The following is a 22353-nucleotide window of genomic DNA, read 5'->3' on the forward strand; positions in this document are numbered from 1 at the left end:
AATGTGGGATTTATACGTACTGAATATCGGTGCTATTTTTACCTTCATGGTAACAATGTTTGTCATCGCCCAGATTAAAAAGGATAATTCGATTGTGGATATCGGCTGGGGACTGGGCTTTGTCATCATTGCCTTTGTCAGTTATTTTTCAACAGAAGGACCACACTCCTTAAGACAAACCATCATTTTGACGTTAGTGTCTTTATGGGGAATAAGATTATTCCTTCACCTGCTTATAAGATCCATTGGCAGAGGCGAGGATTTCCGTTACGCTAATTTCCGGAAGCAATGGGGAAAGAATGCGACCGTGATTGCCTTCTTCCGTGTCTTTATGATGCAGGGAGCGATCATGCTGCTGCTAGCCTATCCAATTGTTCTTGTAAATGCGGCTGAATCTGTGAAATTGGATGTCTTTGCTGTTGTCGGCATGGTTGTCTGGGTGGTTGGCTTCCTTTTCCAGAGCATTGGAGATTATCAGCTGGAAGTATTCAAAAAGCGGAAAAAGCATAAGGAAGAAATTTTAAAATCCGGCTTATGGAGATACAGCAGACATCCGAATTATTTCGGCGAAGCAGCCATGTGGTGGGGAATCTTCCTGATTGTCCTCGGGGTACAAAACGGCTGGACTGCATTTTTCAGCGCGGCCTTCATCAATTTATTGCTGCTGAAAGTGTCTGGCGTTCCCTTTTTAGATAAAAGATATGCTGGCAACATGGATTATCAAATGTATAAGCAGGAAACAAATCTCTTTATACCATGGTTTCCAAAGAAACTGAACTTATAATAGAAAGGCCTGCCCTTCTGAAAACTCTGGGCAGGCTATTTTATTTCGATAACTTCTTGATCGTGAAAAAGCTGATCGCTGTGGTCATTCCGCAAATGAACGTTCCCCATAATAAATCGATTACTGTAATTATCAACGGCCACTCACGCATCGTTGCCTGGTTCGTCAAGTCATACGTAGCATAGCAGACAAGGCCGAAGAATGCCCCGGTCCTTAGTGCAGACTTCCAGCTATCTTGCTGCAGAGAAGGTTTTACAGCAAAAAATGCGAGGCCAGCGATGAACAATAAATAAAAAAGAACAGCCGCAGCCCAATTAACCTGTGCCGCAAGCAAATGGCTGATCTGGTCTTGATACAGCCCTGGAGAAATAATAGCTAGCCAGACACTATCAAGAATGAGGAAAATGACAAAGGTAATTCCGTAAATTTTGACCATGGAACCTCCCCCTTTTTGATTCTTATTGTAGCGGAGAGAGTGTTGTACCCGGAAATTTGAATGTGCAGGACCAGGGGATTGGGAATTATTTGTTGATCTATGATGGAGAAGATGGCCAATTTTAAAAATAATAAAAGGATTTTTATCCCATTTACTAGAATTCATTACTGTACATTCAAATTATAAGGAGATGAATTATGAGCCAGGTATGTGTCATCAGTATTTATGTCCCGAATATGCAGGAAGCCATTGAATTCTATACCCAGGTATTAAACTTTGAAGTAAACAAACAGTATGGACCAAAGATAGCCACACTCGTGAATGGCGCCCTCCCTCTCGTCCTGGAAGAATCGGATAAGGTTCCATATAAAACCGAGAGCCATCCTTCTGGTGTTGTGCTTGCATTAAAAACCGATGATATAGAACAGGCACTGGAACAGCTAAAAGATGCAAAAGTTGATTTGCTTGTTGGGGTGCCTACAGATTGCCCTCCGGGGAAATTCATCAGCTTCCGCGATCCATTCGGCAATGTGATCGAATATCTGCAGTTCGCATAGTCATTTTATCCTGTAAAAGCAATGGGCCTGCCCCCGTTAGGAGCAGGCCCTTTTTCATCCTTCTTTTTGCAGCTGTGTCCGTCTTGCAGCATGGAGGATGTCTTCAACTGGTGAGATCCTGCCAAGTTTGTCTTTATGGACAATATGCTTCCTTTCGAACTGTGTTGGGCTGTCTAAGCCAGCAGCGGCAGCCAGATTGTACAGCCCTTCCCTTAGTGAAATGATATAGTTGCAGACACGGTAATGTTTTTCTTCGACAATCAGGCCGTCCTGAAGCTTTTTATCCGTCGTGGCAACTCCAGCCGGGCATTTATTCGTATGGCATACCTGGGCCATGATGCAGCCGACGCTGATCATCAGGCCGCGCGCAATATTCACGAGGTCTGCACCCATCGCAAGTGCGATCGCAATTTTATCTGGAGTGATTAATTTTCCAGACGCAATCAGCTTCACCCTGTCTCTGACACCATAAGCTTTAAGCATTTCATCTACAATTGGCAGAGCAGAATGGATTGGCAGTCCCACCGAATCGGCCAGCTCCTGAAAAGTTGCACCTGTTCCGCCTTCACCGCCATCGACAGTGATGAAATCGGGGCCTTTTCCGCTTTCCTTCATATAAGAAATCATATTTTCAAGCGCATCCAAATCACCGACCACAATCTTCATGCCGACTGGCTTACCGCCTATGTCGCGCAGTTGTTCGATAAAATCAAACATCGATGGGACGTCTCCAAATTCGTAGAAACGGTTTGGACTGTTGATCGTCTTCCCGACCTCAACGAGACGAATCTTTGCGATTTCTTCCGTTACCTTTTCACCCTCAACATGACCGCCTCGTGTTTTGGCTCCCTGGGCAAGCTTGATTTCGAATGCTTTTATTTGAGGAAGCTCGCTTTTGCGCTTGAATTCTTCCCAAGAAAATTCACCGCTCGGTTTGCGGACGCCGAATAAGTCCGGCCCAATTTGCATGATGATATCCGGATTTCCAGAGAGATGGTGGTTGGATAAACCGCCTTCACCGGTATTCATCCACGTTCCACCGGCAAGGCCGAGCCCTTTTGATAGCGCCTGAATGGCTCTTTCACCAAGTGCTCCATAACTCATCGCCGACTGGCCGACCAGCCCTTTTACCCTGAAGGGATGGGGGCAAGTTTTTTCCCCGAGCACAACAGCGTCTTCATCTTTCAGATAATATGGATCTACTAATTTTTCCCCACTATGTTCTTTTCGGGAAAAAAGGGATTCGTTATCAATCTTATACACTCTCGTTTTAATTTTATCTGCATTGTCGACCTTCATTTCATCCGTCAGCTTTGGAAATAGGGTGTTCCGAATGTAGAAGCCTTCCGCATCAAAATCGCGGAGAGAACCGAACCCTATTAATCTTTCCTTATACTTTCCTGCTTTGACGACATCTTGATATTCCTTCCTTGAGAACGGCTTGCCTTCATTGTCGGCATTAAACAGATATTGCCTCATTTCCGGTCCTATATGCTCGGTAAAATAACGGACCTTCCCAATCACAGGGAAATTCCTTAGAATGGAATGCTGCTTCTGCCGGTCGTCTTTAAAATAGAGATAGATAAATAGCAGGATTGGTACGATAATGATCAATGCGATGAAAATAAACAATCCTATTACTAGATAATCAGTCAAGTCCATTGAAATCCTCCTTTCTGATGGCACTCTTCATACTGAACGAAGAACCCAGTCGGGGTGTAACAGTATTGAAGTGACGTTAAGATGCTTTATACGCAAAAAATCTGAACGGAAAAACAGCTTTTAAAGGGATGCGAGTGCTTTGGATATTAGGATATCTCCTTCACCAACCTCAAAGGTTTTGTTAAAGGTACTCTCGGAATCCAGCGCTGAAACCAGCACCTCGGCTAAATCCTCCTTTGGAATTTCAAGAGTATTAGATTCGAGCGTGACGGCGGCAGAGATTTTTCCCTCTCCAGGTTTATCATTCAATGCACCAGGCTGCACAACAGTATATGTCAGGGCCGACTGCCTTAGAAACTCATCCGGCATTTCCTTTGCTCCAATCTCGCGGCTTTCATCACCAACGGACTCGTTTGCGCTAATTGGACTCATCATCACAAAGCGCTTTACACCCTGTCTTTCCGCCTCCTTAACTGTTTCAATGACGGATTGATGGTCCACCATTACCGTTTTGCCAGTCTGCGCTTTCGGACTGATGCCAGTAAGGAAGATCGCTGCATCATAACCCTGGAATAAGTTCTGGAGGGAGTTCTCTTCATACACAACCACATCCGTTGCGCCTCGCTTTTTAAGCAGTTCAATTTGATTTTCATTCCCGACGACTGCACAGGATCTATACCCATTTTCCCGAAGCTTACTAATCACAAATTCGCCAACAGCACTATGCGCCCCAAAAACAATAACCCTCATCAATAACCCTCCCCTTCACCGCATCACCGCGCTGGGGGTCAGACCCCCGCCGCTTCAACGCGTTACTGTTCTGGGGGTCTGACCCCCAGTGCTTTAAAGTGATAAATTTTGAAAAAAGAGAAACAGATGTGATCCGTTTCTCTTTTTTTGGTTCTTATTGCATCTTCTTTTTGGCTGGACTGGACTGGTACTACATCTTCCGGTTCCAGTGGCGGTGCTGGATGATGGCGTCGATAAACTTCTGGCTGTCGCCTGTTACTTCTTTGCCGCTTTCGAACACGACAACACCCGGTGCTCCACCCTCAAGTGTGATTCCCGCTGCAGCAATCATTTCAGCTGCTTCCTTCCCAGCGCCAACTGCTTTGAAGTGGCTGTAGGCCTCATCGATGAAGGATACTGCTTCCTTTCTCTGCATCAGGCTGTCCACGCTTTGCTGTCCTCCAGCTACATAAATGGCATCGTATAGCACTGAACTGCTCGTCAGCAAAGTATGATTCACCTCAAGCTCTTTGCCGTCATCGCTCTTGATCATTCCAAGGTTTTTGCTGATGATTTCGGCTGTAATGCCGCTCTTTTTCAGCATTTCCATCAAGCCCGTTACCTCAGCTCCGTTAAAGCCATTGTCGGCAAGAATGGCGACCTTCCTTGTATTCGGCAGCTTAACTGTATTCATTTGGCTTAGTGCTGGAGATGTAAGGGTTACTTCCATCGGTTTGCTGCTTGCTGGTTTCTTTGCCCCTACACTGATGGCAACCTGTTCTGCAAGGAATGTGTCGATATTGCCAAGCATGTCAACAACCTGTTGCTGGATATCCTTGCTCATCACTTTTCCAACCTCAAAACTGAAGGCGTCGATGATATGCTGCTTCTCTACCTCTGACATGCTGTTCCAGAAAAGAATGGCCTGCGAATAATGGTCCTTGAAGCTGTCGCTGCGTTCGCGAACCTTTCTCCCCTCCATTTTTTCCTGATAATGTTCATATCCACCTTCACTTGCAGGAACAGGCTTTGGAGAATTTTCCTGCAGCGAGTTCTTATTGTAAGCAACCTGGCCGCGGTCGATCGTCATCCGATGCATGCCGTCACGCTGGTTATTATGAAACGGGCAAACTGGTCTGTTAATCGGCAGCTCATGGAAATTCGGTCCGCCAAGGCGGCTCAGCTGTGTATCGGTATAGGAAAATAATCGGCCTTGAAGAAGCGGATCATTTGAAAAATCAATGCCCGGTACGACATGTCCTGGATGAAAAGCAACCTGCTCTGTTTCAGCAAAGTAATTCGTTGGATTCTGATTCAGAGTCATTTTCCCAATGATCTTGACAGGGACTAATTCTTCCGGCCAAAGTTTTGTAGGATCCAAAACATCAAAATCAAACTTGAACTCATCTTCCTCTTCAATCATCTGGACACCTAACTCATATTCTGGGTAATCCCCTTTTTCAATTGCTTCAAAGAGGTCACGGCGGTGGAAATCCGGATCCTTCCCAGCTATTTTTTGCGCTTCATCCCATACCAATGAATGTACTCCTAGCACCGGTTTCCAGTGGAATTTCACAAACCGGGCCTTACCCTGCTCATTCACGAACCTGAATGTATGCACACCGAATCCTTCCATCATCCGGTAGCTGCGGGGAATGGCCCTGTCTGAAGTGTGCCACATGATCATGTGGGCAGATTCGGTGTTATTCGCAATAAAATCCCAAAATGTATCATGTGCTGACGCAGCCTGAGGGATTTCATTATGCGGCTCTGGCTTGACTGCATGTATTAAGTCTGGAAACTTGATCGCATCCTGAATGAAAAATACAGGGATATTGTTTCCGACAAGGTCGTAATTGCCTTCCTCTGTATAAAATTTAGTTGAAAAACCGCGGACATCCCGTACTGTATCACCAGATCCGCGTGAACCCGCTACAGTTGAAAAGCGCACAAATACCGGTGTTTTCACACTTGGATCCTGAAGGAACTTCGCTTTCGTGAATTCAGCCATTGGCTCGTAAACCTGGAAAAATCCATGTGCCGCATATCCCCTGGCATGTACAATACGTTCAGGAATTCTCTCATGATCAAAATGAGTCATTTTTTCCCTAAAATGAAAATCCTCCATCAATGTCGGTCCGCGGACTCCCGCTTTTAAGGAATGCTCGTCTTCAGATACACGCAAACCCTGATTCGTTGTCATCGCTTTCCCTTCGTGTCCGGATCTGTATTGCTCAAGCTGCTCATCTTTTGAAGATTCGTTCACAGGCTGTTTCATATCGTCTTTCTTCACTGGCTCATTCCTCCCGATCATAATGTGGGAGCATGTTAATCAAAATTATGTATGCAATTGTAACCGGTTGCTCTTCCATGTAGACGCCACAATAAACACACTTACCGCCATGCCCCTCAATGGTCGTATACCACTAGGTTAAGCCCGCTAAACGATTATTTTAGCGGGCTGGTTCCTTATAGGTTTTCTTTTAAATACTTTTCAGCTTCGTCCGGTGAGGCAAAAGGCTTAACAAATGTGATTTTCGTTCCGTCATTCGCAACGGCTAGAAAGCCATTTGAAACCTGGATAATATCAGCAGAAACGTTCTCCTTTCCCGCTGGTTTTACCGTGTCCTTGATTTCAGCCTGGCCTTTATCGACCCAAGTTTGAATTTCAACTGCATATGCCTCAACATCCATACCTTTAGTGAATCTTTCCTGGAGATATTGAGTGGTGACCGGTTCCTCATCCGTCCTTACTTCTGTCTCTGGCGGGCCTGATTCATCTCCTTGAGCACTGCAAGAAGCAAGCATGCCAACTGCGGCTAATGAAATCAATAGTTTTTTCATGTGTGGTGTTCCTCCTTTGTTGTAAAAATAGTCTTATTTCATTTCTACCCTCTCAAAAAGGCTTCTAAAGGATTCATGCGAATTTGGATTTATTTCCCATCCACACAAAAAAAGCAGGATTCCTTATTTAGGAAATCCTGCTTTTGAATTTGATTATTCCGGTGCTGTAAAAGTCCGCTGTGCAAGCTCGCTCTCTAACATGAAGAAGGCATTGCTGTCCTGGTCGATCCTGCGCAATTTCTGAATAAGCCCGTCGAACATCGCTTCCTCTTCTACCTGTTCTTCAATGAACCATTTCAAAAAGGTCATTGTTGCGTGCTCCCGTTCATCGAGTGCAATGTCTGCCAGCTGATAGATGCGGCGTGTCACTTCTTTCTCATGCTGAAGGCCTTTTTCAAAAACATCCAACACGGACGAGAACTCATTGGATGGGGCATGGAAGCCTTCAACCGTGACGCGCTCACCCATATCATTGATAAAATTGTAAAACTTCATCGCATGGAAACGTTCTTCTTCGGCTTGTACTAAAAAGAAGTTCGCAAAACCATCCAAATTTTCAGCTGAACAATATGCTGCCATTGCCAGGTAAGCATGCGCAGAATAGAATTCATAATTCATTTGCTCTGTTAAACCTTTAACCAGCTTTTCACTTAACAAGGTAATTCCTCCTCTATTTTAAAACCAGTCTCGTTACACTCTCAATTTGTGATGTATGCGGGAACATGTCTACAGGCTGGATGTATTCTACTTTATATTGATGGCCCAGTGACTCGATATCCTTTGCCAGAGTTGATGGATTGCATGATACGTAGATGAATGTCTTTGGCTTGATTTTCAGCACGGTTTTTAAAAATTCCTGATCGCAGCCTGTGCGTGGCGGGTCTACGACGATGACGTCCGGACGCCAGCCTTCCTTGAGCCATTTCGGCAGCAGCTCCTCTGCCTTGCCGACAACAAACTTTGCATGATTTACACCATGCTTCTCCGCATTTTTCTTAGCATCCTCAATCGATTCTGGAATGACATCCATTCCTCTCACTTCACCAGCCTGGTCAGCCATCCACAGGCCAATCGTCCCGACTCCGCAGTAAGCATCCACAAGCTTCTCTTTGCCAGTCAGCTTAGCAGCAGCTTTTGCTTCGTTATATAATTTTACCGTCTGCTCGGGATTCAGCTGGAAAAAGGTTCTCGCTGAAAGCTCGAATTGCAGGTCGCCCAGTGTTTCCTGAATAAAGTCATTTCCTTCAAGAGTTGCTGTTTCATTTCCGAAAATGACTGAGGTTCTTTCACCATTGACGTTTTGGACAATCGAATTGACCTCTGGCAGGCGCTTCTTGATTTCCTCGATGATGATGTCCTTTTTCGGCAGCTCTTTTTTCGTTGTAATCAGCACGATTTGCAGCTCACCTGTCTGGACACCAGTTCTTGCCACAATCGTCCTAACAAACCCTTGACGCTTTTTCTCATTGTAAATGGGAATCTTTAAGTCCTGAAGAATCCCTTTGACTACTTCTGTAGCTTTAGTCGTCGCAGGATGCTGAACGGCACATTGCTCGATATTGATGAGGTTATGGGAGTTCAATCCATACAGGCCCGCGAGCACCTTCCCGTCCTTTTCTCCAACCTGGAACTGACTCTTGTTCCGGTAACCCCAAGGATTCTCCATCCCAATCGTCGGCCTGATCTCAAGCTGCTCTATCTTCAGCTTCGAATGCCGCTCCAGTGCCTGGATGACTATATCCCGTTTTTCTTTCAGCTGCTGGCCATACTGCAAATGCTGCAGTTGGCAGCCGCCGCACTGATCATATACCGGACAAAGCGGCTTAATCCTGTGTTCCGATGGCTTGCGGATTTTTTTGATTCTCGCTTCGGAAAACTTCGGATGCACCTTAGTCACTTCGACAACGACTTCTTCGCCAGGCAGGGCGCCAGGCACAAACACGACTTGACGCTTAAAGTAACCGACACCCTCTCCATTGATTCCAAGACGCTTGATTGTAAGAGGGAATGTCTGCTTCAGCTGGATTTTGACAGAATCATCTTGTTTTGCATGATTTTTCTTCGCAATGCCTTTGTTTGCCTGATCCTTCTTCGCAAAGCCTTTTTTTACCTGATCTTTTTTCTCAAAACTTTTTTTCATAAAACTTCACTCCAATTACTCAATGCTTCTCCATAAATAGAGCGAAGCATAGCTCAAATAAGGATTCCATGGCTCTTTATATTTTTCCATTTCGGCTGGTGTTGGTTTTTGCTCTAGGTTAAAGTACTTTTTCAATGCATTTTGGATGCCGATATCACCGATTGGAAATAAATTCGGACGTCCGAGTGCGAACATCAGGAAATTTTCAATCGTCCACGGCCCAACACCCCGTATTTTAATTAGTTCCTGTGCGATTTCCGCATCAGGATTAGACTTTAATTTTTCAAAATCAAGCTGCCCTGTCGCAGCAAGCTTGCCAATTCCAATGACATACTCTGCTTTCCGCCCGCTGAATTGAAGCTCACGAAGCTGCTCAACTGTGAGACTTGCCACTTTTTCAGGTGTCGGATAAAACCAGACGCCATCCAGTTCTTCTCCAAATGTTTTCACAAACCGCTCTGTTAAGGTAAAGGCAAATTTAAGATTTAGCTGCTGGTGAATGATGCTTTTTATCAAGCTTGAAAAAGGATCGAACTCCAGAACGAGCGGGGTTCCGTAATGCTGATTGAACAGGTCCTTCAGCTCTGTTGTCTGGTAATGTTCATGGATGTGGATTAATTCTGTATTCCATTGGAAAATTTCCGTCAGACGCTGGATTGTCTCTCTTTTTTCATGAGTCGCGCGGACAAGGAATCCAGGCTTTTCAAGCGTTCCCGTTCCTGTTACCTCTGCCACAACCTTTGTGCCACTAATCACTATTGGCACTTTAACAGTGCGCTTTTCGATATCCACTGCGTGCAATGGATCGAGTGCCAGCCTGCTTAAAGCTAAATCAAAGTTATATGGTCCTGATATCGAGACCTTTTCTTCCCACATATATAATCCGCCCTTATGTATTTTCCCCGTATTATAGCATTTTCACTGCCGTTTTACGAAGAATTGCGGATTATTTTGAGAGGGGAAAACAAAAAGTCCCGGCAGCTAGTGTCGGGACTTCAAACTTAATACAGCATCGGATTGTTCAAATGCTGGCTCACCATCAAATCATCGAGGCTTTTGAATGTATATCCCTGATCTTTAAGATCTCTTATGACTTTTCCGAGGGCGTCGGCGTTGTCTTTGGAAACGGTGTGAAGCAGGATCACGGCGCCTGGATGGATTTGGCTCATGATTTTGTCATACGAATATTCCCAGCCTCGCTGCTGATCTGTGTTCCAGTCAACAAATGCAAGCGACCAGAACACATGGGTATAGCCTGCCTCCTTCGCTACAGCCATTGTCCTTTCGCTGAAAATCCCGCGGGGCGGGCGCAGGTAGGCCATATGCTTTTTGCCGGTGATTTTTTCCGTTTCAGCACGGACCATTTCTAATTCTTTTTTGAGCTTTTCATCGCTGATCTGTGTCATATCAGGATGGTGCCAAGAATGGTTGCCAACGATATGGCCTTCATACACCATTCGCTCCACAAGCTCAGGGGCACTTTCTAGATAGTGACCTGTTACGAAAAATGCGGCTGGCACCTTTTCTTTTTTCAATACGTCGAGGATTTTTTCAGTGTAGCCATTCTCATAGCCGTTATCGAATGTAAGGTAAATGTCTTTTTTGTTTTTGTCGCCTTTATACACAGCGCCCTGCTCTTCTATAATAACTTCAAACATTCTGCCAGCATCGGCTTGTCTGCCGTTCCGGCCTTTTTTGAATCCCCAGTGCAAAGGGGAGTTCGAATATTCTGCGTGGACAGCTGCTGGCAACGCCGTTAATAGGAGCAGATTGGCAGCAAGCATAATTTTATAAATCAGTTTCATGTTGTTTCCTCCCATGGTGTTTTTCTTATTGTTTGTCAGGGAGAGAAAAAAATTCTCATCTGTATAGATAGTTATTTTTAGCAAATAGTATTTACATATATGACTTCTAAGGAGACGAACATGACTGAAGAACAAAAAATCGATTGGACCTCCGGCGAAATAGGAAACCTGTGGAATATTTACATGGCTAATTCAATGGCAGTCTGCATGTTCAAACATTTTTTGCTGAATATCGAAGATGAAGAAATCAGAGACTGCCTGACAACAGCGGATGATTTGAGTAAAAAAATTCTGTCTGACCTTAAGAGATTTTTCGAAACGGAGGGGGTTGCTTTACCGAAGGGATTTTCAGCAGATGATGATGTGCATGAAGATGCGCCGCGATTGTTTTCAGATAGCTTCTATATTAATTACCTGGATATGATGGTAAAATACGGGGCTCTATATTACAGTGTCGCACTTCCTTCATTTTCAAAAATGGAGCTAAGAAATTATATTACAGACATCAATATCTTAACGCTTCAACTATCTAACAAGGTAACCGAGGTCATGCTTAAAAAGGGATTGCATTTGCGTGCACCATTCATCCCTGCTCCTAAAACGGGAGATTTTATAAAAAAGCAAAGCTACTTCAATGGCTTTTTTGGGGATAAAAGACCGCTTTCCGCGCTGGAAATCACACACTTATTCTCGAATATCCAGGTAAACGCGATTAAAACCATCTTGGTAATGGGGTTCAGTCAGACAGCGAAAAATAAGGACGTACGGAATTATTTTTTGCGCGGAAAAAAAATTAATATAAAACAGCACACTATTTTATCGCAAATTTTGAATAAAGAAGATTTGCCAGTATCAGTCCCAAGCCAATTCAAAATAACCGATTCAACTCATGCACCGTATACTGATAAGTTAATGCTTTTCCATATTTCTAATCTGTCTTCTGCAAAGGTACGCAATTTTGGCGACTCGATGGCTGTCAGTCCTCGTCATGATCTGGGTTCGACCTATGCGAGATTTTTGATGGAGACGGCCAATTTTGCTGAGGACGGTGGGAATCTCCTGATTGAAAATGACTGGATGGAAAGGCCTCCCGGAAATGTGGACCGGAATCAGCTTGCTAAACAGAAGAAAAAATAAAAGGAGACTTGCCGTTATCAGCAAGTCTCCTTTTCGATTTATTTATACACTCTGTCTGCAAACTGCGCCAATTTTTCAAGTGATGATTTTTCAACATCACGATGCAGGCTGTTGCCGTGTGAATCCATTGTAACGACTGCTGTAAAGCCTTCTACCTTCAGATGCCACATTGCTTCTGGGATGCCAAAGTTCATCAAATCAACACCCTCGACAGACTTGATGCAGTCAGCGTAATACTGTGCAGCTCCACCGATTGCATTCAAATAAACGCCGCCGTGTTCCTGAAGTGCTGCGAGTGTTTTCGCGCCCATGCCGCCTTTACCGATTACAGCGCGGATGCCGAATTTCTTCATGATATCCCCCTGGTAAGGCTCCTCACGAATACTTGTCGTCGGTCCTGCAGCCTTCACATGCCATTTGCCTTCATCATCTTTCAGCATCACCGGTCCGCAGTGATAAATGACCTGGCCGTTCAAATCGACTGGAGAATCATGGTCTGACAGATATTTATGGATCGCGTCGCGTCCTGTATACATCATGCCTGTAATTTTTACAACATCCCCAACCTTAAGCTGGCGGATTTGCTCTTCTGAAATCGGAGCAGTCAAGGTGATCACTTCAGGCTCAGCTGGTGCTTCAACAGCTGCTGCGATTTCCTGGGCAGCAACAGGCTGTGCGAAGTCGATTTTTTCGCCCTCCTGATACATCCATTCCTGGATTTCTCCCGTTTCAGGGTGGACGGCTACACCAAGACGGCGGTATGCCCAGCAATTATAGGCAACGGAAACGAAGAAGCTTGCAGGAATACGATTCATGACGCCAATTTTACAGCCAAGCAGAGTCGTTTCACCGCCAAAGCCCATCGTACCGATTCCAAGTTCGTTCGCGTTTCCCAGAATATATGCTTCAAGTTCGCGCAAATCTTCATTTGGGTTCACATCGTCAACTGAACGGAATAACTGTTCTTTTGCAAAATCATAGCCGGATGAACGGTCGCCGCCAATGCCAACGCCGATGAAACCAGCACTGCAGCCTTGTCCTTGCGCCTGGTAGACGGAGTGAAGGATGCATTTACGGATTCCGTCAAGGTCGCGGCCTGCACGCCCAAGTCCTTCAAGCTCCGCTGGAAGGCTGTATTGAATGTTTTTATTTTCACATCCGCCACCCTTCAAAATCAGGCGGGCATCGATGTAATCTTTTTCCCATTGTTCGAACTTAATGACAGGAGTTCCGTCGCCAAGGTTGTCACCGCTATTATCCCCAGTTAACGAGTCAACAGAGTTAGGACGCAATTTACCGTCTTTTGTAGCAAGAGCAATCGCATTTTTGATCGCCTTTTTCATCTCGATATGGTTCGCGCCTACAGGTGTCTTGATTTTAAAAGTTGGAAGTCCAGTATCCTGGCAAATTGGCGATACATTGTCATCCGCCATTTTAATGTTGTTGGTAATGGTTGCAAGGCTCATTGCTGAACGAGTTCCTGCATTTTCGCGTTCCGCCGCAGCCTTGATTGCCCGGCGTACATCCTTCGGAAGGTTTGTGGATGTTTCAACGATCAGCTGGTACATGCTTTCCTGAAACTTTTCGATATTCATTTGTCTACCCCTCTCTCTGCTCCCATGTTCGTCAATCTTTTATCTATGTGAAAATTTCATAACAATTTCTCGTTACCATTATACTCCTATCATCTTTTTAATTAAAGATGAAAAGTGGAATCGGTTACAAGGAAAAAATGTGCAGGATTTCTATCATTATTGATTTTTCACGCAAAAAAAAGAGACCTCATCAAAAAGGTCTCCCCACTACTCGCGATTCTTGAATTCACGGCACTTAGCATCCATTTCTTCAACGATCTGGATCATGCGGTCGATGTCTTCTAAATCTGCTTCTTCTGGATCAATTGCATCAAGCAAATCGGCGAACATATCTAAACGCTGCTTTAGAAACACAACTTGTGTATTGTTATCTTTAATCGGATTTCCCAAACTGATCACTCCTTTCACTATCGTTAACATCCTATCGGAAAATTCCTTATTCTGCAATATTAAATAAATGATCACATTATCTATTTAAATTTTAGTGTTCCCCTTTATGTCCTGTAAACAACATGTTTTGCCCCTTCAATATTAGGAAAAAATATAACGAGGTGATTATATGTTTTTCAATTCTTGGGAGGGAATCTGGCGGATTCTTGTCGTCGGACTGCTTGCTTATAGCGCTCTTATTCTTTTACTAAGAGTTTCTGGAAAAAGAACCTTATCTAAAATGAATGCTTTTGATTTAGTGGTAACCGTTGCGCTCGGTTCCATCTTGGCAACAATTCTTTTGAATAAAAAGGTTGCTCTTTTAGAAGGCATCTCTGCTTTCTTTATTTTGATAATCTTACAATACCTTGCAGCATGGATGTCCGTTCGCTCAAATAGTTTTAAAAAGCTGATCAAATCTGATCCTCAATTACTATATTATAAAGGGCAATACTTGCAAGAAAAGATAAATAAAGAAAGAATCCTCGAAGCAGAAATCCTCCAGTCTGCGAGGTCAAACGGCATCAATTCACTAGAGTTGGTAGATGCTGTCGTCCTTGAGACTGATGGCAGTTTATCCATCATTAAGAAATCAGAGTCAAACAATAATACATTGACTAATGTTGAAAAATAATGAAAGCAGGCTGGAATTACAGCCTGCTTCTTTCATGTTTATGCTGATCATTACCCACAAAAAATAATTTGAGGTTAGATAGTTATCATTAAGAATTAGAATTCCAAAACCTATTCATCCAGCCCGGCGGCTTTACCTTCACGGCTTGAATCTGCGGCTCCATACAGTAAACCTTTTTCCCGGTCAATCTGTATCGCCTGCACGTTGCCGATTGGGAATGGGCCATCTGCAAATTCAAAGCCCATCGATTCCATCTTCCCTTTGCTTTCCATGCTGATGCCTGCTTCCCAGCCAATCAAAGGACCAGAGCTGTTGAAAATCCTCGGCTCCTCAATTGCTTCTTTAAGATCCATGCCGAAATCAAGCACGTTGACGATCGTTTGGAATACCGAACCTACAATCGTTGGACCGCCTGGCGAACCAAGTGTCAAAACAGGCTCATCGTCCTTGAAAACGATTGTTGGTGTCTTACAGCTAACCGGGCGTTTTCCTGGCTGTATTTCATTCAGCCCGCCAGGTACAGCATCAAAATCGGTCAATTCATTATTTAAAACAAAGCCGTGATCCTTGACCATGATTCCGGATCCGAATGGATGTTCAACAGTTGAAGTACATGCGACAATATTTCCCCACTTGTCCATCACCGTAAAGTGTGTCGTCTCACTTCGTTCTTTATCCGGTTCGAAAGGCTGTCTTACAACGTTGATTTCTTTTCCATCGGAATATTCCCATGGATTTCCGAAATCGACGGCATCATTCCGGCGTTCAAAATTAATCAGCTCACGGCGTTGTGCAAGATATTCTTCGTTCAACATTCCCTTTAGCGGAATATCACCAAACTCCGGATCGCCGGAAAAAGCAATTTTATCTGAAAAAGCAATTCTCATTGCTTCGGTAAACAGATAATATTTTTCCCACGACTTCGCATTATATTGACTTAAATCGAAGCCTTCCAGTAACTTCAATATCTGCAGCATCGTTGTCCCGCCTGCACTTGGCATATTGCAGGAGGCAATTTTATGCCCTCTATATGTGCCCCATACTGGTTCGTCGATTGATATTCTGTAGCTCTTGAGATCCGAAAGCTCCATGATGCCTCCGAGATCTTTTAATGTAGAGACGATTGCTTCCGCAATTTCTCCCTCATAAAAGGATTCAATCCCATCCCTTTGAAGAATGCGGAATGTTTTGGCCAGATGTTCCTTTTGGTAGACATCTCCTTCACATAAACACTTCCCGCCTGGCATAAAAAGCTCCCTGGCATGGTCGCCAAGACGGTATTCGAAATTTTTCAATGACTGGTCCATGACCCAGTTAACGTCTACGCCTTTTTCTGCAGCCTGTGCCGCTGGTTCGATCAGTTCCGCAAGTGGTTTTGTTCCATACTCTTTCCTTGCTTCTTCCATGGCTTTTAAAATCCCAGGTACCCCGACCGCAGAAGCATGCGTTGATCTTTTGCGAAAAGGTATAACTTCATCATTTTCATCCAGAAATAGCTTTGAATGTACTGCTGATGGTGCCCTTGTGTGTCCATCAAATATTTTAACGGTCTTGCTCTCGGCATGGTACACCATGAAAAATCCGCTGCCCCCGATTCCTGTCATCATCGGTTCCCCAACGTTCAAGCCAAATTGGATGGCAATGGCGGCATCGATTGCGTTGCCGCCATCCTGAAGGATTTTCTCTCCTGCATCGGTAGCGACCGGATGTGCCGAGGCGGCCATCGATATTTTTCCTGTTGCTGTTTCTCTATCAAGTTGACTCCTGTTCGAGCGAGTTTGGAAATCTTTCCCCATAATCGTTATCCTCCCAAAGTATCTTTTCTGAAGTATGTATAAGTAAAGTACCCGTTAGACCAATATAAGAAACAAGCAAAATAATGGGATTGCGGGTTTGTCGAACGATTGATATACGCAATAACATGTAAAAAGCCAGTCCTAGAATCAGGACTGGCTTGGTATAGCAAGATTAACGATTGTTGTCATTATTCTGTTTTTCAGGTGATACGGCAAATGTGTTGGAAGTATTGCCTAATCCTGGTGTGTCAGCAGGCTGGCTGTCCATTCCCGTTGCATAGGCACCTGCAGCATTCGTTGAGCTTACTGTTGAAGAACTGCTGGATGAAGTCGAATCACTTGCAGAGTTCACCACAGGGTTGTCCATTGCTGTTGTGCCTGCTTCCTTTACTTTTGCCCCAATATCCTTTAACCCCTCAGTAGCCTTTGAAGCTGTGTTCAATGCTTCATTGGATAATGATTTTACATCACCCATCTTGCTGAAAACATCCTCATTCAAGCGCTGGTAAAGGTTTTGAGCATCGCTGATCGCTTCCTTCAAGATGCTGGACGCTTCTTTGAAGCTGCTCATCATCGATTCTTTTACATCAGTAGGATTGTTTTTCACCTCACTGATGACATTCATTGACGTATCTTTTACATTGACTGCTGTATCCTTCAGCTTAGAACGCGTGTTGGAATCGAGCATAGCCAATACGCCGCCGATTGTCGCGCCAATCAGAACGCCCTTCATCAGCTTGCTGTTCGAGCCGCCTGAATAGCTGCCTGAGTATCCGCCGCCCGAAAAGTTATTTGAGTAGGAGTCATTGTTCGCTGTACTCGCGTAAGTTGTTGTACCTGTTGTCGTATCGTAATAAGCATTTTCCGTAGAAGAATTGAAATTTGAATTGTTGTCGGTTGAAGAGGTGAAATTTGAATTGTTGTCCATTGAATTGTTTTCGTTCGGTAGAATATTCTGTGACATAATATAGTTCCTCCTTGGTAAGAATAATTTGTTTTTTTTGTTATGCCTATCTAATTCCCGGATTAGAGAACGGATAAACAGGATATATCTACCTTTTGTCAAGAGGAAAAAATTACCGATAATTTGAAATAGAAAAAGCCTGATCCATTTTATAGTAGATCAGGCTTAAGATATCTTTCTATAGCTATCTCGGTCTCTCACTGGATACAAAACCGAAACTTACATGGTCCTGTACCGGTATCCAGGCACCGATTCCTTGGGTAACGACATTTTTGACAACGATGAATTTTTTGCTGCCTTTTAACATTAGGTAGACTTCACCATATGTGACTTTACCCTTTTCATTAATGGCAGGGGCATATGCATACAGGTAGCCGAGCCTCTTTGGCTGGATATTGTAGATGTGATCCTTCTTCGTTCCTCCACCGACAATCGTTTCGAATGCCAGAGGAAGTCCTGTTTTCTTCGCTGCTTGTAACAGCATCATTTTCTGGACATCTTCCGCGTTCTTAATTTTCGCGGTTAAACCACCTTTAATAACCTTTTGCTGCTCCTGGACATAATGAATTTGATAAATTGCATTGCCGCCTCGATTGTCAAAATAATTCGTATTGATTTTTTGAAATTCCCAGTTTGGCGATGTTTCCGTTGATTCATAAGTCAAAGGCCATTCACCAAGGTAAACAATCGCTCGGTAGCCAATCGCGAACGGTGTGCTGTTGATCGTCGTTTCATTAAGCATCCGGATTAAGTCAGGATTTTCGATTTTCACTTTTGAAGTTTTGATCAAGCTCTTTGTCAGATCACTTGGCTGAAGAAACGGCAAATCCTCTGTCGGATTAGGATAGGTGTTATCCTTTGTTATGTTCGTAACAGAGTTAGGTATCGTATACTTCGCTTTTTCCGCCTGTTTTGGCTGAGGAGCTTTATTCGATTTATCTTCCTTAGCAAATCCAGGTGTTAAAATGGACATCATGAAAACCATCGTCAAGACAAGGATAGCTGCTGTTTTTTTCATGTTGTTGAACTCCTTTCACTACAAGAAACTTATACGTTTGTTTATAGTGTTTTCGGAGTTGCAGTACTTTATCCAAAGTTTAAAAATTTATATTCTGTACGATCTATCTATTTGACAGCACCAGCTTGTTCATCAATTTTTCAAAAAACGGGAAGAAAAATTGAATGAGCGGACCGATCGCGAAAGTTACGATCAGAGTGCCTATTCCAATCGGTCCTTTAAAAATGAAAGCCGCCGACAGGGCAATGACTTCACCCAGTGTTTTCGCTACCATTAAGTTTAGTCCAAATCTTTCCCTTAACGCCATCATGAAATTATCAATGGGAATCAGCGGGAATTTCGCCTGCAGGTAAATGGCCAGGCCGAGACTAAGCGTTACCATACCAAGCAAAAATACCGCAAATTGCTTTATATAACCTGTCACCATTAATTCGTCAAACACTCGCAAAATCCAAAAATCGATTAAAACTCCGGTGATGAGCAGCGTTATGACGGCTGCAACATCCGGTCTTCTTTTTACCAGGGCTGCATTCACAAAAATCAAAATGATTCCGACGATGACGACCCAGCTTCCAGGTGTAAGTCCGACTGTTTCCGAAAGCCCAACGTTTAAAGCATCCCAGGCACCTGTACCCAATCCTGCTTTGATGGTCATCGATATTCCAAATGAAAGAATCGTCAACCCAATGATAAAAAATAGCGCGCGATAAAAAAAAGCCATGATTAAATCTCCTTCTAAATAACGATTGAACAAACCCTGTCAAAAAGCGAAAAAAGAACCCTGTCCTCTCAGAACAGAGTTCATTGATTCTATTATATTAAAGCAGGTAAAATCCAATACCCATTATAACATAGGCGCCTAAAAGTGTAAGTCCCTCAAACCAGTTTGTTTCCCCATCATTCGCAATACTGATCATCAACAGAACTGATACCGCCATTGAGATCATCTCAGGCATTGAGAAAACAAGCGGCATTTTCGTTTCAAATAATAAAGAAACAAGAACGAGCAGCGGGGCCACGAACATGGCCACTTGCAATGTAGAACCAACTGCGATTTCCACTGCGACATCCATTTTATTTTTATAGGCCATGATAATCGCTGATGCGTGCTCTGCTGCGTTACCAACAATGGCAACGATAATAACCCCGATGAACAATTCCGACCAGCCGAATGACTCACCGACGGCTTCAAAAGTGTGGACAAGATTTTCCGCTACATAAGCGACAGCTACTGTTGCGGCTAATAGAATCATGATTGCCTTGCCTTTGCCCCATTCTGGTTCTTCATCATGGTGCGCAGCGCCCTCAGTATTAGGCTGATATACCCCGCGGTGGGTTACAAGCTTGAAGAAAAGAGCCGCCAAATATAAAGCAATCAATATAATCGATACACCGACACTCAGGTTCAGCGTTTCGGTTTTATCCATTTGCATTGAAAAAACCTCTGGAATGACGAATGCAACGATTACAGCAAACATCAGAAGTGCTGAGTTATGTCTTGCATCATATACATTGAAATGCTGTCGTTTGTACTTTAATCCTCCAATAAAGAAGGAAAGTCCTGCCACGAGCAGCAGGTTGCCCAGTACAGAACCTGTAAGGGAAGCAAGTACCACACCTACAAGACCCGCTTTTAAGGCGAAAATAGAGATAATAAGTTCTACCGCATTTCCGAAAGTAGCATTCAGCAATCCCCCAATACGAGGGCCAGTTACGATTGCCAAGCTTTCTGTAGCTCTTCCCATGTAGCTCGCCAATGCGATTATGGTCAAGCAGTAAATGATAAATAACATGATACTTGGCCAATGCATCAATGTCCCGATAACAGACAACGGGACACCGACAAATGTTAAAATCATAAAAATCTTATTTGCCATCATTTAATCCTCACAATTCATTTTTAAATTTCATAAAAATCGTTGAAGCAATTAGCCGCGTACGATTTCGAATGTTTCTTCCACTTCAATGCTGCCAATCACAGATTGGACCATGGAACAGTTTTTCCTTGTCAGCACCATGGCTTTTTCAATTTTCTTTTCATCAAGATTGTTTCCTTCAATGCGGAAATGCACAGTGATTTTGCTCACTCTGCTAGCTTCTTCTTCAATGCGTTCTGCCTCGGCTGTAATATGTATATCTTTAATTTCCATTCGCATTTTTTCCAACACCTTGCGCAGAACGCCGCCGCTGCATACTGCAACCGAAGAGACAAGCAGCTGGTAGGGTCTGAATCCATATTGGTCATCACCGGCAACATCCAGCCTACCAAAGCCTACTTCCGTGTAAAAGCCTACATCTGGTTTCATTTTAAATTCCATCTCGTTATCACCCTTTATATGTATTCATAGCGGAAATACTCAATTTAGAAAAATTTACCGCATTTGCTCATAAAGAGATTACACTATTTTTTCCCTTAATTAAACTAAAAAAACATTGCACTTGAAATTTTATAGCTATAACATCTATAGAAGTACAAATCATCAGTCAGGAGATTTTCAAATGAATATCAGCATAAAGCTTCGTTTCTGGATTTTGGTCATTATTGTGGCTATCTCCGGGTTCTCGCAGGGGATGCTGCTTCCCTTGATTGCGATTATTTTTGAACAGGATGGCGTATCGTCATCAATGAATGGTTTGCATGCCACAGGATTATATATAGGTATTTTGATTGCTTCACCATTAATGGAAGCGCCACTGAGGCGATTTGGCTACAAACCGATCATATTAATTGGCGGATTGGCAGTGGCTGTTTCCCTTGCCTTGTTCCCGTTATGGCAGTCTTTCTGGTTTTGGTTCCTTTTAAGGCTTGCCATCGGGATTGGCGACCATATGCTACATTTTGCCACACAGACCTGGATCACATCCTTTTCCCCAAAAGAAAGAATCGGCAGGAATATATCGATTTACGGTCTGTTCTTTGGCCTTGGTTTTGCAGCCGGTCCATTGATGACCCGTTTTCTTGAGGTGAGCACAACATTGCCGTTCATTATTTCATCCGCTGTCAGCCTTGCTGCCTGGCTGATTGTCTGGTTGTTGAAAAATGAGCGTCCAGAACACGATCTGGAGAGCACTTCATTTTTCGGGACGATGAAACGGTTTGGAAAAGTATTTAAATATGCCTGGGTGGCGTTTCTTCCGCCTTTTGCATTTGGATTTTTAGAAGCGAGTCTGAACGGGAATTTCCCTGTTTATGCGATGAGGTCTGGAATTGGAGTAGAAGCTGTTGCCATTCTGCTGCCCGCTTTTGCCACAGGGGGCATTCTCTCCCAGCTGCCACTGGGGATTCTCAGCGACAAGCTTGGCAGGAGAACGGTTTTAATTACGATTACACTGTCTGGATTTATTTGCTTTACCGCCGCAGGGCTTTTGGAAGACTCCACAACAGGCTTGCTGATTTGCTTCTTCCTGGCAGGAACGGTTCTTGGATCCACTTTTTCACTCGGCATCAGCTATATGGCCGATTTGCTTCCTAAACAGCTCTTACCGGCAGGAAACCTGATGTGCGGGATCTTTTTCAGCTTTGGCAGCATCAGCGGTCCATTCATTGGTGGTGTAGCGATCGAACTATTAAAAGGAATCAGCTTTTTCTATGTCGTCAGCACAATGCTGCTGCTTATTTTCATCGCACTTGTAACAGTCCGGCCTGAAGGTTCATCCCAGCACGAACCAAAGTCAGCCTGAGCTTATATAGAAGAAGAGGCTGACTATCAGGTGGAATAACACCGACCGGATATTGGCTCCTCATCTATTTCTGTTTATATTTTGCGATAAAAAATGAATATAGAAAACTGAGTTGATTGGAGTGGAAGGCGCGTAGACTCCT

At 43.8% G+C, this 22353-nt stretch carries 22 protein-coding genes; 5 read left to right on the forward strand and 17 right to left on the reverse strand.

The annotated features are described in order from the left end of the window. The first annotated feature begins 1 nt into the window (after nucleotide 1). Complete coding sequence (locus tag V7201_RS02690; RefSeq protein WP_335375239.1) at nucleotides 2-784, forward strand: DUF1295 domain-containing protein; 783 nt, start codon at nucleotides 2-4, stop codon at nucleotides 782-784. A gap of 40 nt (nucleotides 785-824) precedes the next feature. Here V7201_RS02690 and V7201_RS02695 read toward each other — a convergent pair whose 3' ends face one another. Then, nucleotides 825-1220, reverse strand: coding sequence for a DUF2177 family protein (locus tag V7201_RS02695; protein ID WP_335375240.1), 396 nt, complete (start codon nucleotides 1218-1220; stop codon nucleotides 825-827). A 197-nt stretch (nucleotides 1221-1417) separates the two neighbouring features. Here V7201_RS02695 and V7201_RS02700 point away from each other — a divergent pair, with 197 nt between their 5' ends. Continuing rightward, nucleotides 1418-1777: a VOC family protein gene (locus V7201_RS02700; protein ID WP_335375241.1), complete on the forward strand. Its 360-nt coding sequence runs from the start codon at nucleotides 1418-1420 to the stop codon at nucleotides 1775-1777. Nucleotides 1778-1831: 54 nt separating this feature from the next. Here the strand turns inward: V7201_RS02700 and V7201_RS02705 are convergent, their stop codons facing one another. The 8 genes from V7201_RS02705 to pdaA all read right to left on the reverse strand — a co-directional run bounded on the left by V7201_RS02705 (nucleotide 1832) and on the right by pdaA (nucleotide 10957). Continuing rightward, complete coding sequence (locus V7201_RS02705) at nucleotides 1832-3439, reverse strand: FMN-binding glutamate synthase family protein (RefSeq protein WP_335375242.1); 1608 nt, start codon at nucleotides 3437-3439, stop codon at nucleotides 1832-1834. Nucleotides 3440-3559: 120 nt separating this feature from the next. After that, a complete protein-coding gene (locus tag V7201_RS02710) occupies nucleotides 3560-4189 on the reverse strand; it encodes an NAD(P)H-binding protein (protein WP_335375243.1) in 630 nt (209 codons plus the stop codon). A 190-nt stretch (nucleotides 4190-4379) separates the two neighbouring features. Then, nucleotides 4380-6482 carry a catalase gene (locus V7201_RS02715; protein ID WP_438825006.1) on the reverse strand — a complete coding sequence of 701 codons (2103 nt, stop codon included), beginning with the start codon at nucleotides 6480-6482 and terminating at the stop codon, nucleotides 4380-4382. A gap of 155 nt (nucleotides 6483-6637) precedes the next feature. Further along, a complete protein-coding gene (locus V7201_RS02720) occupies nucleotides 6638-7012 on the reverse strand; it encodes a hypothetical protein (protein ID WP_335375244.1) in 375 nt (124 codons plus the stop codon). A gap of 153 nt (nucleotides 7013-7165) precedes the next feature. Then, a complete protein-coding gene (locus V7201_RS02725) occupies nucleotides 7166-7669 on the reverse strand; it encodes a ferritin (protein WP_207501855.1) in 504 nt (167 codons plus the stop codon). Between the two features lie 13 nt (nucleotides 7670-7682). Beyond that, nucleotides 7683-9152: a 23S rRNA (uracil(1939)-C(5))-methyltransferase RlmD gene (gene rlmD / locus V7201_RS02730; RefSeq protein ID WP_335375245.1), complete on the reverse strand. Its 1470-nt coding sequence runs from the start codon at nucleotides 9150-9152 to the stop codon at nucleotides 7683-7685. 15 nt (nucleotides 9153-9167) lie between these two features. Further along, nucleotides 9168-10028 carry a DNA-3-methyladenine glycosylase family protein gene (locus V7201_RS02735; protein WP_335375246.1) on the reverse strand — a complete coding sequence of 287 codons (861 nt, stop codon included), beginning with the start codon at nucleotides 10026-10028 and terminating at the stop codon, nucleotides 9168-9170. 125 nt (nucleotides 10029-10153) lie between these two features. Beyond that, entirely contained in the window at nucleotides 10154-10957 is an 804-nt protein-coding gene (gene pdaA, locus V7201_RS02740) for a delta-lactam-biosynthetic de-N-acetylase (RefSeq protein ID WP_335375247.1), read from the reverse strand. A 120-nt stretch (nucleotides 10958-11077) separates the two neighbouring features. On the opposite strand from pdaA, the gene V7201_RS02745 reads away from it, so the two are divergent. Next, the gene (locus V7201_RS02745; RefSeq protein ID WP_335375248.1) at nucleotides 11078-12094 is read left to right on the forward strand and encodes a DUF3231 family protein; all 1017 of its coding nucleotides are present in this window, start codon (nucleotides 11078-11080) and stop codon (nucleotides 12092-12094) included. Nucleotides 12095-12132: 38 nt separating this feature from the next. Here the strand turns inward: V7201_RS02745 and V7201_RS02750 are convergent, their stop codons facing one another. Both V7201_RS02750 and V7201_RS02755 read right to left on the reverse strand, forming a co-directional pair. Further along, nucleotides 12133-13689: a fumarate hydratase gene (locus V7201_RS02750; protein ID WP_335375249.1), complete on the reverse strand. Its 1557-nt coding sequence runs from the start codon at nucleotides 13687-13689 to the stop codon at nucleotides 12133-12135. A gap of 207 nt (nucleotides 13690-13896) precedes the next feature. Then, nucleotides 13897-14088 (reverse strand): SE1561 family protein, encoded by a 192-nt coding sequence (locus V7201_RS02755; RefSeq protein WP_335375342.1) that lies wholly within the window; start codon nucleotides 14086-14088, stop codon nucleotides 13897-13899. Between the two features lie 160 nt (nucleotides 14089-14248). On the opposite strand from V7201_RS02755, the gene V7201_RS02760 reads away from it, so the two are divergent. Next, on the forward strand, nucleotides 14249-14752 hold the full coding sequence (locus tag V7201_RS02760) for a DUF421 domain-containing protein (protein ID WP_335375250.1): 504 nt from the start codon (nucleotides 14249-14251) through the stop codon (nucleotides 14750-14752). A 110-nt stretch (nucleotides 14753-14862) separates the two neighbouring features. On the opposite strand, the gene ggt is transcribed toward V7201_RS02760, so the two are convergent. From ggt to V7201_RS02790, 6 genes are all read right to left on the reverse strand, one after another. Further along, nucleotides 14863-16548, reverse strand: a complete 1686-nt coding sequence (gene ggt / locus V7201_RS02765) for a gamma-glutamyltransferase (protein ID WP_335375251.1) — start codon at nucleotides 16546-16548, stop codon at nucleotides 14863-14865. A gap of 172 nt (nucleotides 16549-16720) precedes the next feature. Continuing rightward, nucleotides 16721-17512 carry a YtxH domain-containing protein gene (locus V7201_RS02770; RefSeq protein WP_335375252.1) on the reverse strand — a complete coding sequence of 264 codons (792 nt, stop codon included), beginning with the start codon at nucleotides 17510-17512 and terminating at the stop codon, nucleotides 16721-16723. Between the two features lie 184 nt (nucleotides 17513-17696). Further along, on the reverse strand, nucleotides 17697-18530 hold the full coding sequence (locus V7201_RS02775) for a YfkD famly protein (protein WP_335375253.1): 834 nt from the start codon (nucleotides 18528-18530) through the stop codon (nucleotides 17697-17699). A gap of 103 nt (nucleotides 18531-18633) precedes the next feature. Beyond that, nucleotides 18634-19251 (reverse strand): YczE/YyaS/YitT family protein, encoded by a 618-nt coding sequence (locus tag V7201_RS02780; RefSeq protein ID WP_335375254.1) that lies wholly within the window; start codon nucleotides 19249-19251, stop codon nucleotides 18634-18636. Nucleotides 19252-19348: 97 nt separating this feature from the next. Beyond that, complete coding sequence (gene cax / locus V7201_RS02785; protein WP_335375343.1) at nucleotides 19349-20407, reverse strand: calcium/proton exchanger; 1059 nt, start codon at nucleotides 20405-20407, stop codon at nucleotides 19349-19351. A gap of 51 nt (nucleotides 20408-20458) precedes the next feature. Then, entirely contained in the window at nucleotides 20459-20848 is a 390-nt protein-coding gene (locus tag V7201_RS02790) for an OsmC family protein (RefSeq protein ID WP_335375255.1), read from the reverse strand. A 181-nt stretch (nucleotides 20849-21029) separates the two neighbouring features. Between V7201_RS02790 and V7201_RS02795 the strand changes: the two genes are divergently transcribed. Continuing rightward, entirely contained in the window at nucleotides 21030-22211 is a 1182-nt protein-coding gene (locus V7201_RS02795) for an MFS transporter (RefSeq protein ID WP_335375256.1), read from the forward strand. The last annotated feature ends 142 nt before the right edge of the window (nucleotides 22212-22353 follow it).

The organism is Bacillus sp. JJ1122, from assembly GCF_036964885.1.
GTDB lineage: Bacteria > Bacillota > Bacilli > Bacillales > Cytobacillaceae > Mesobacillus.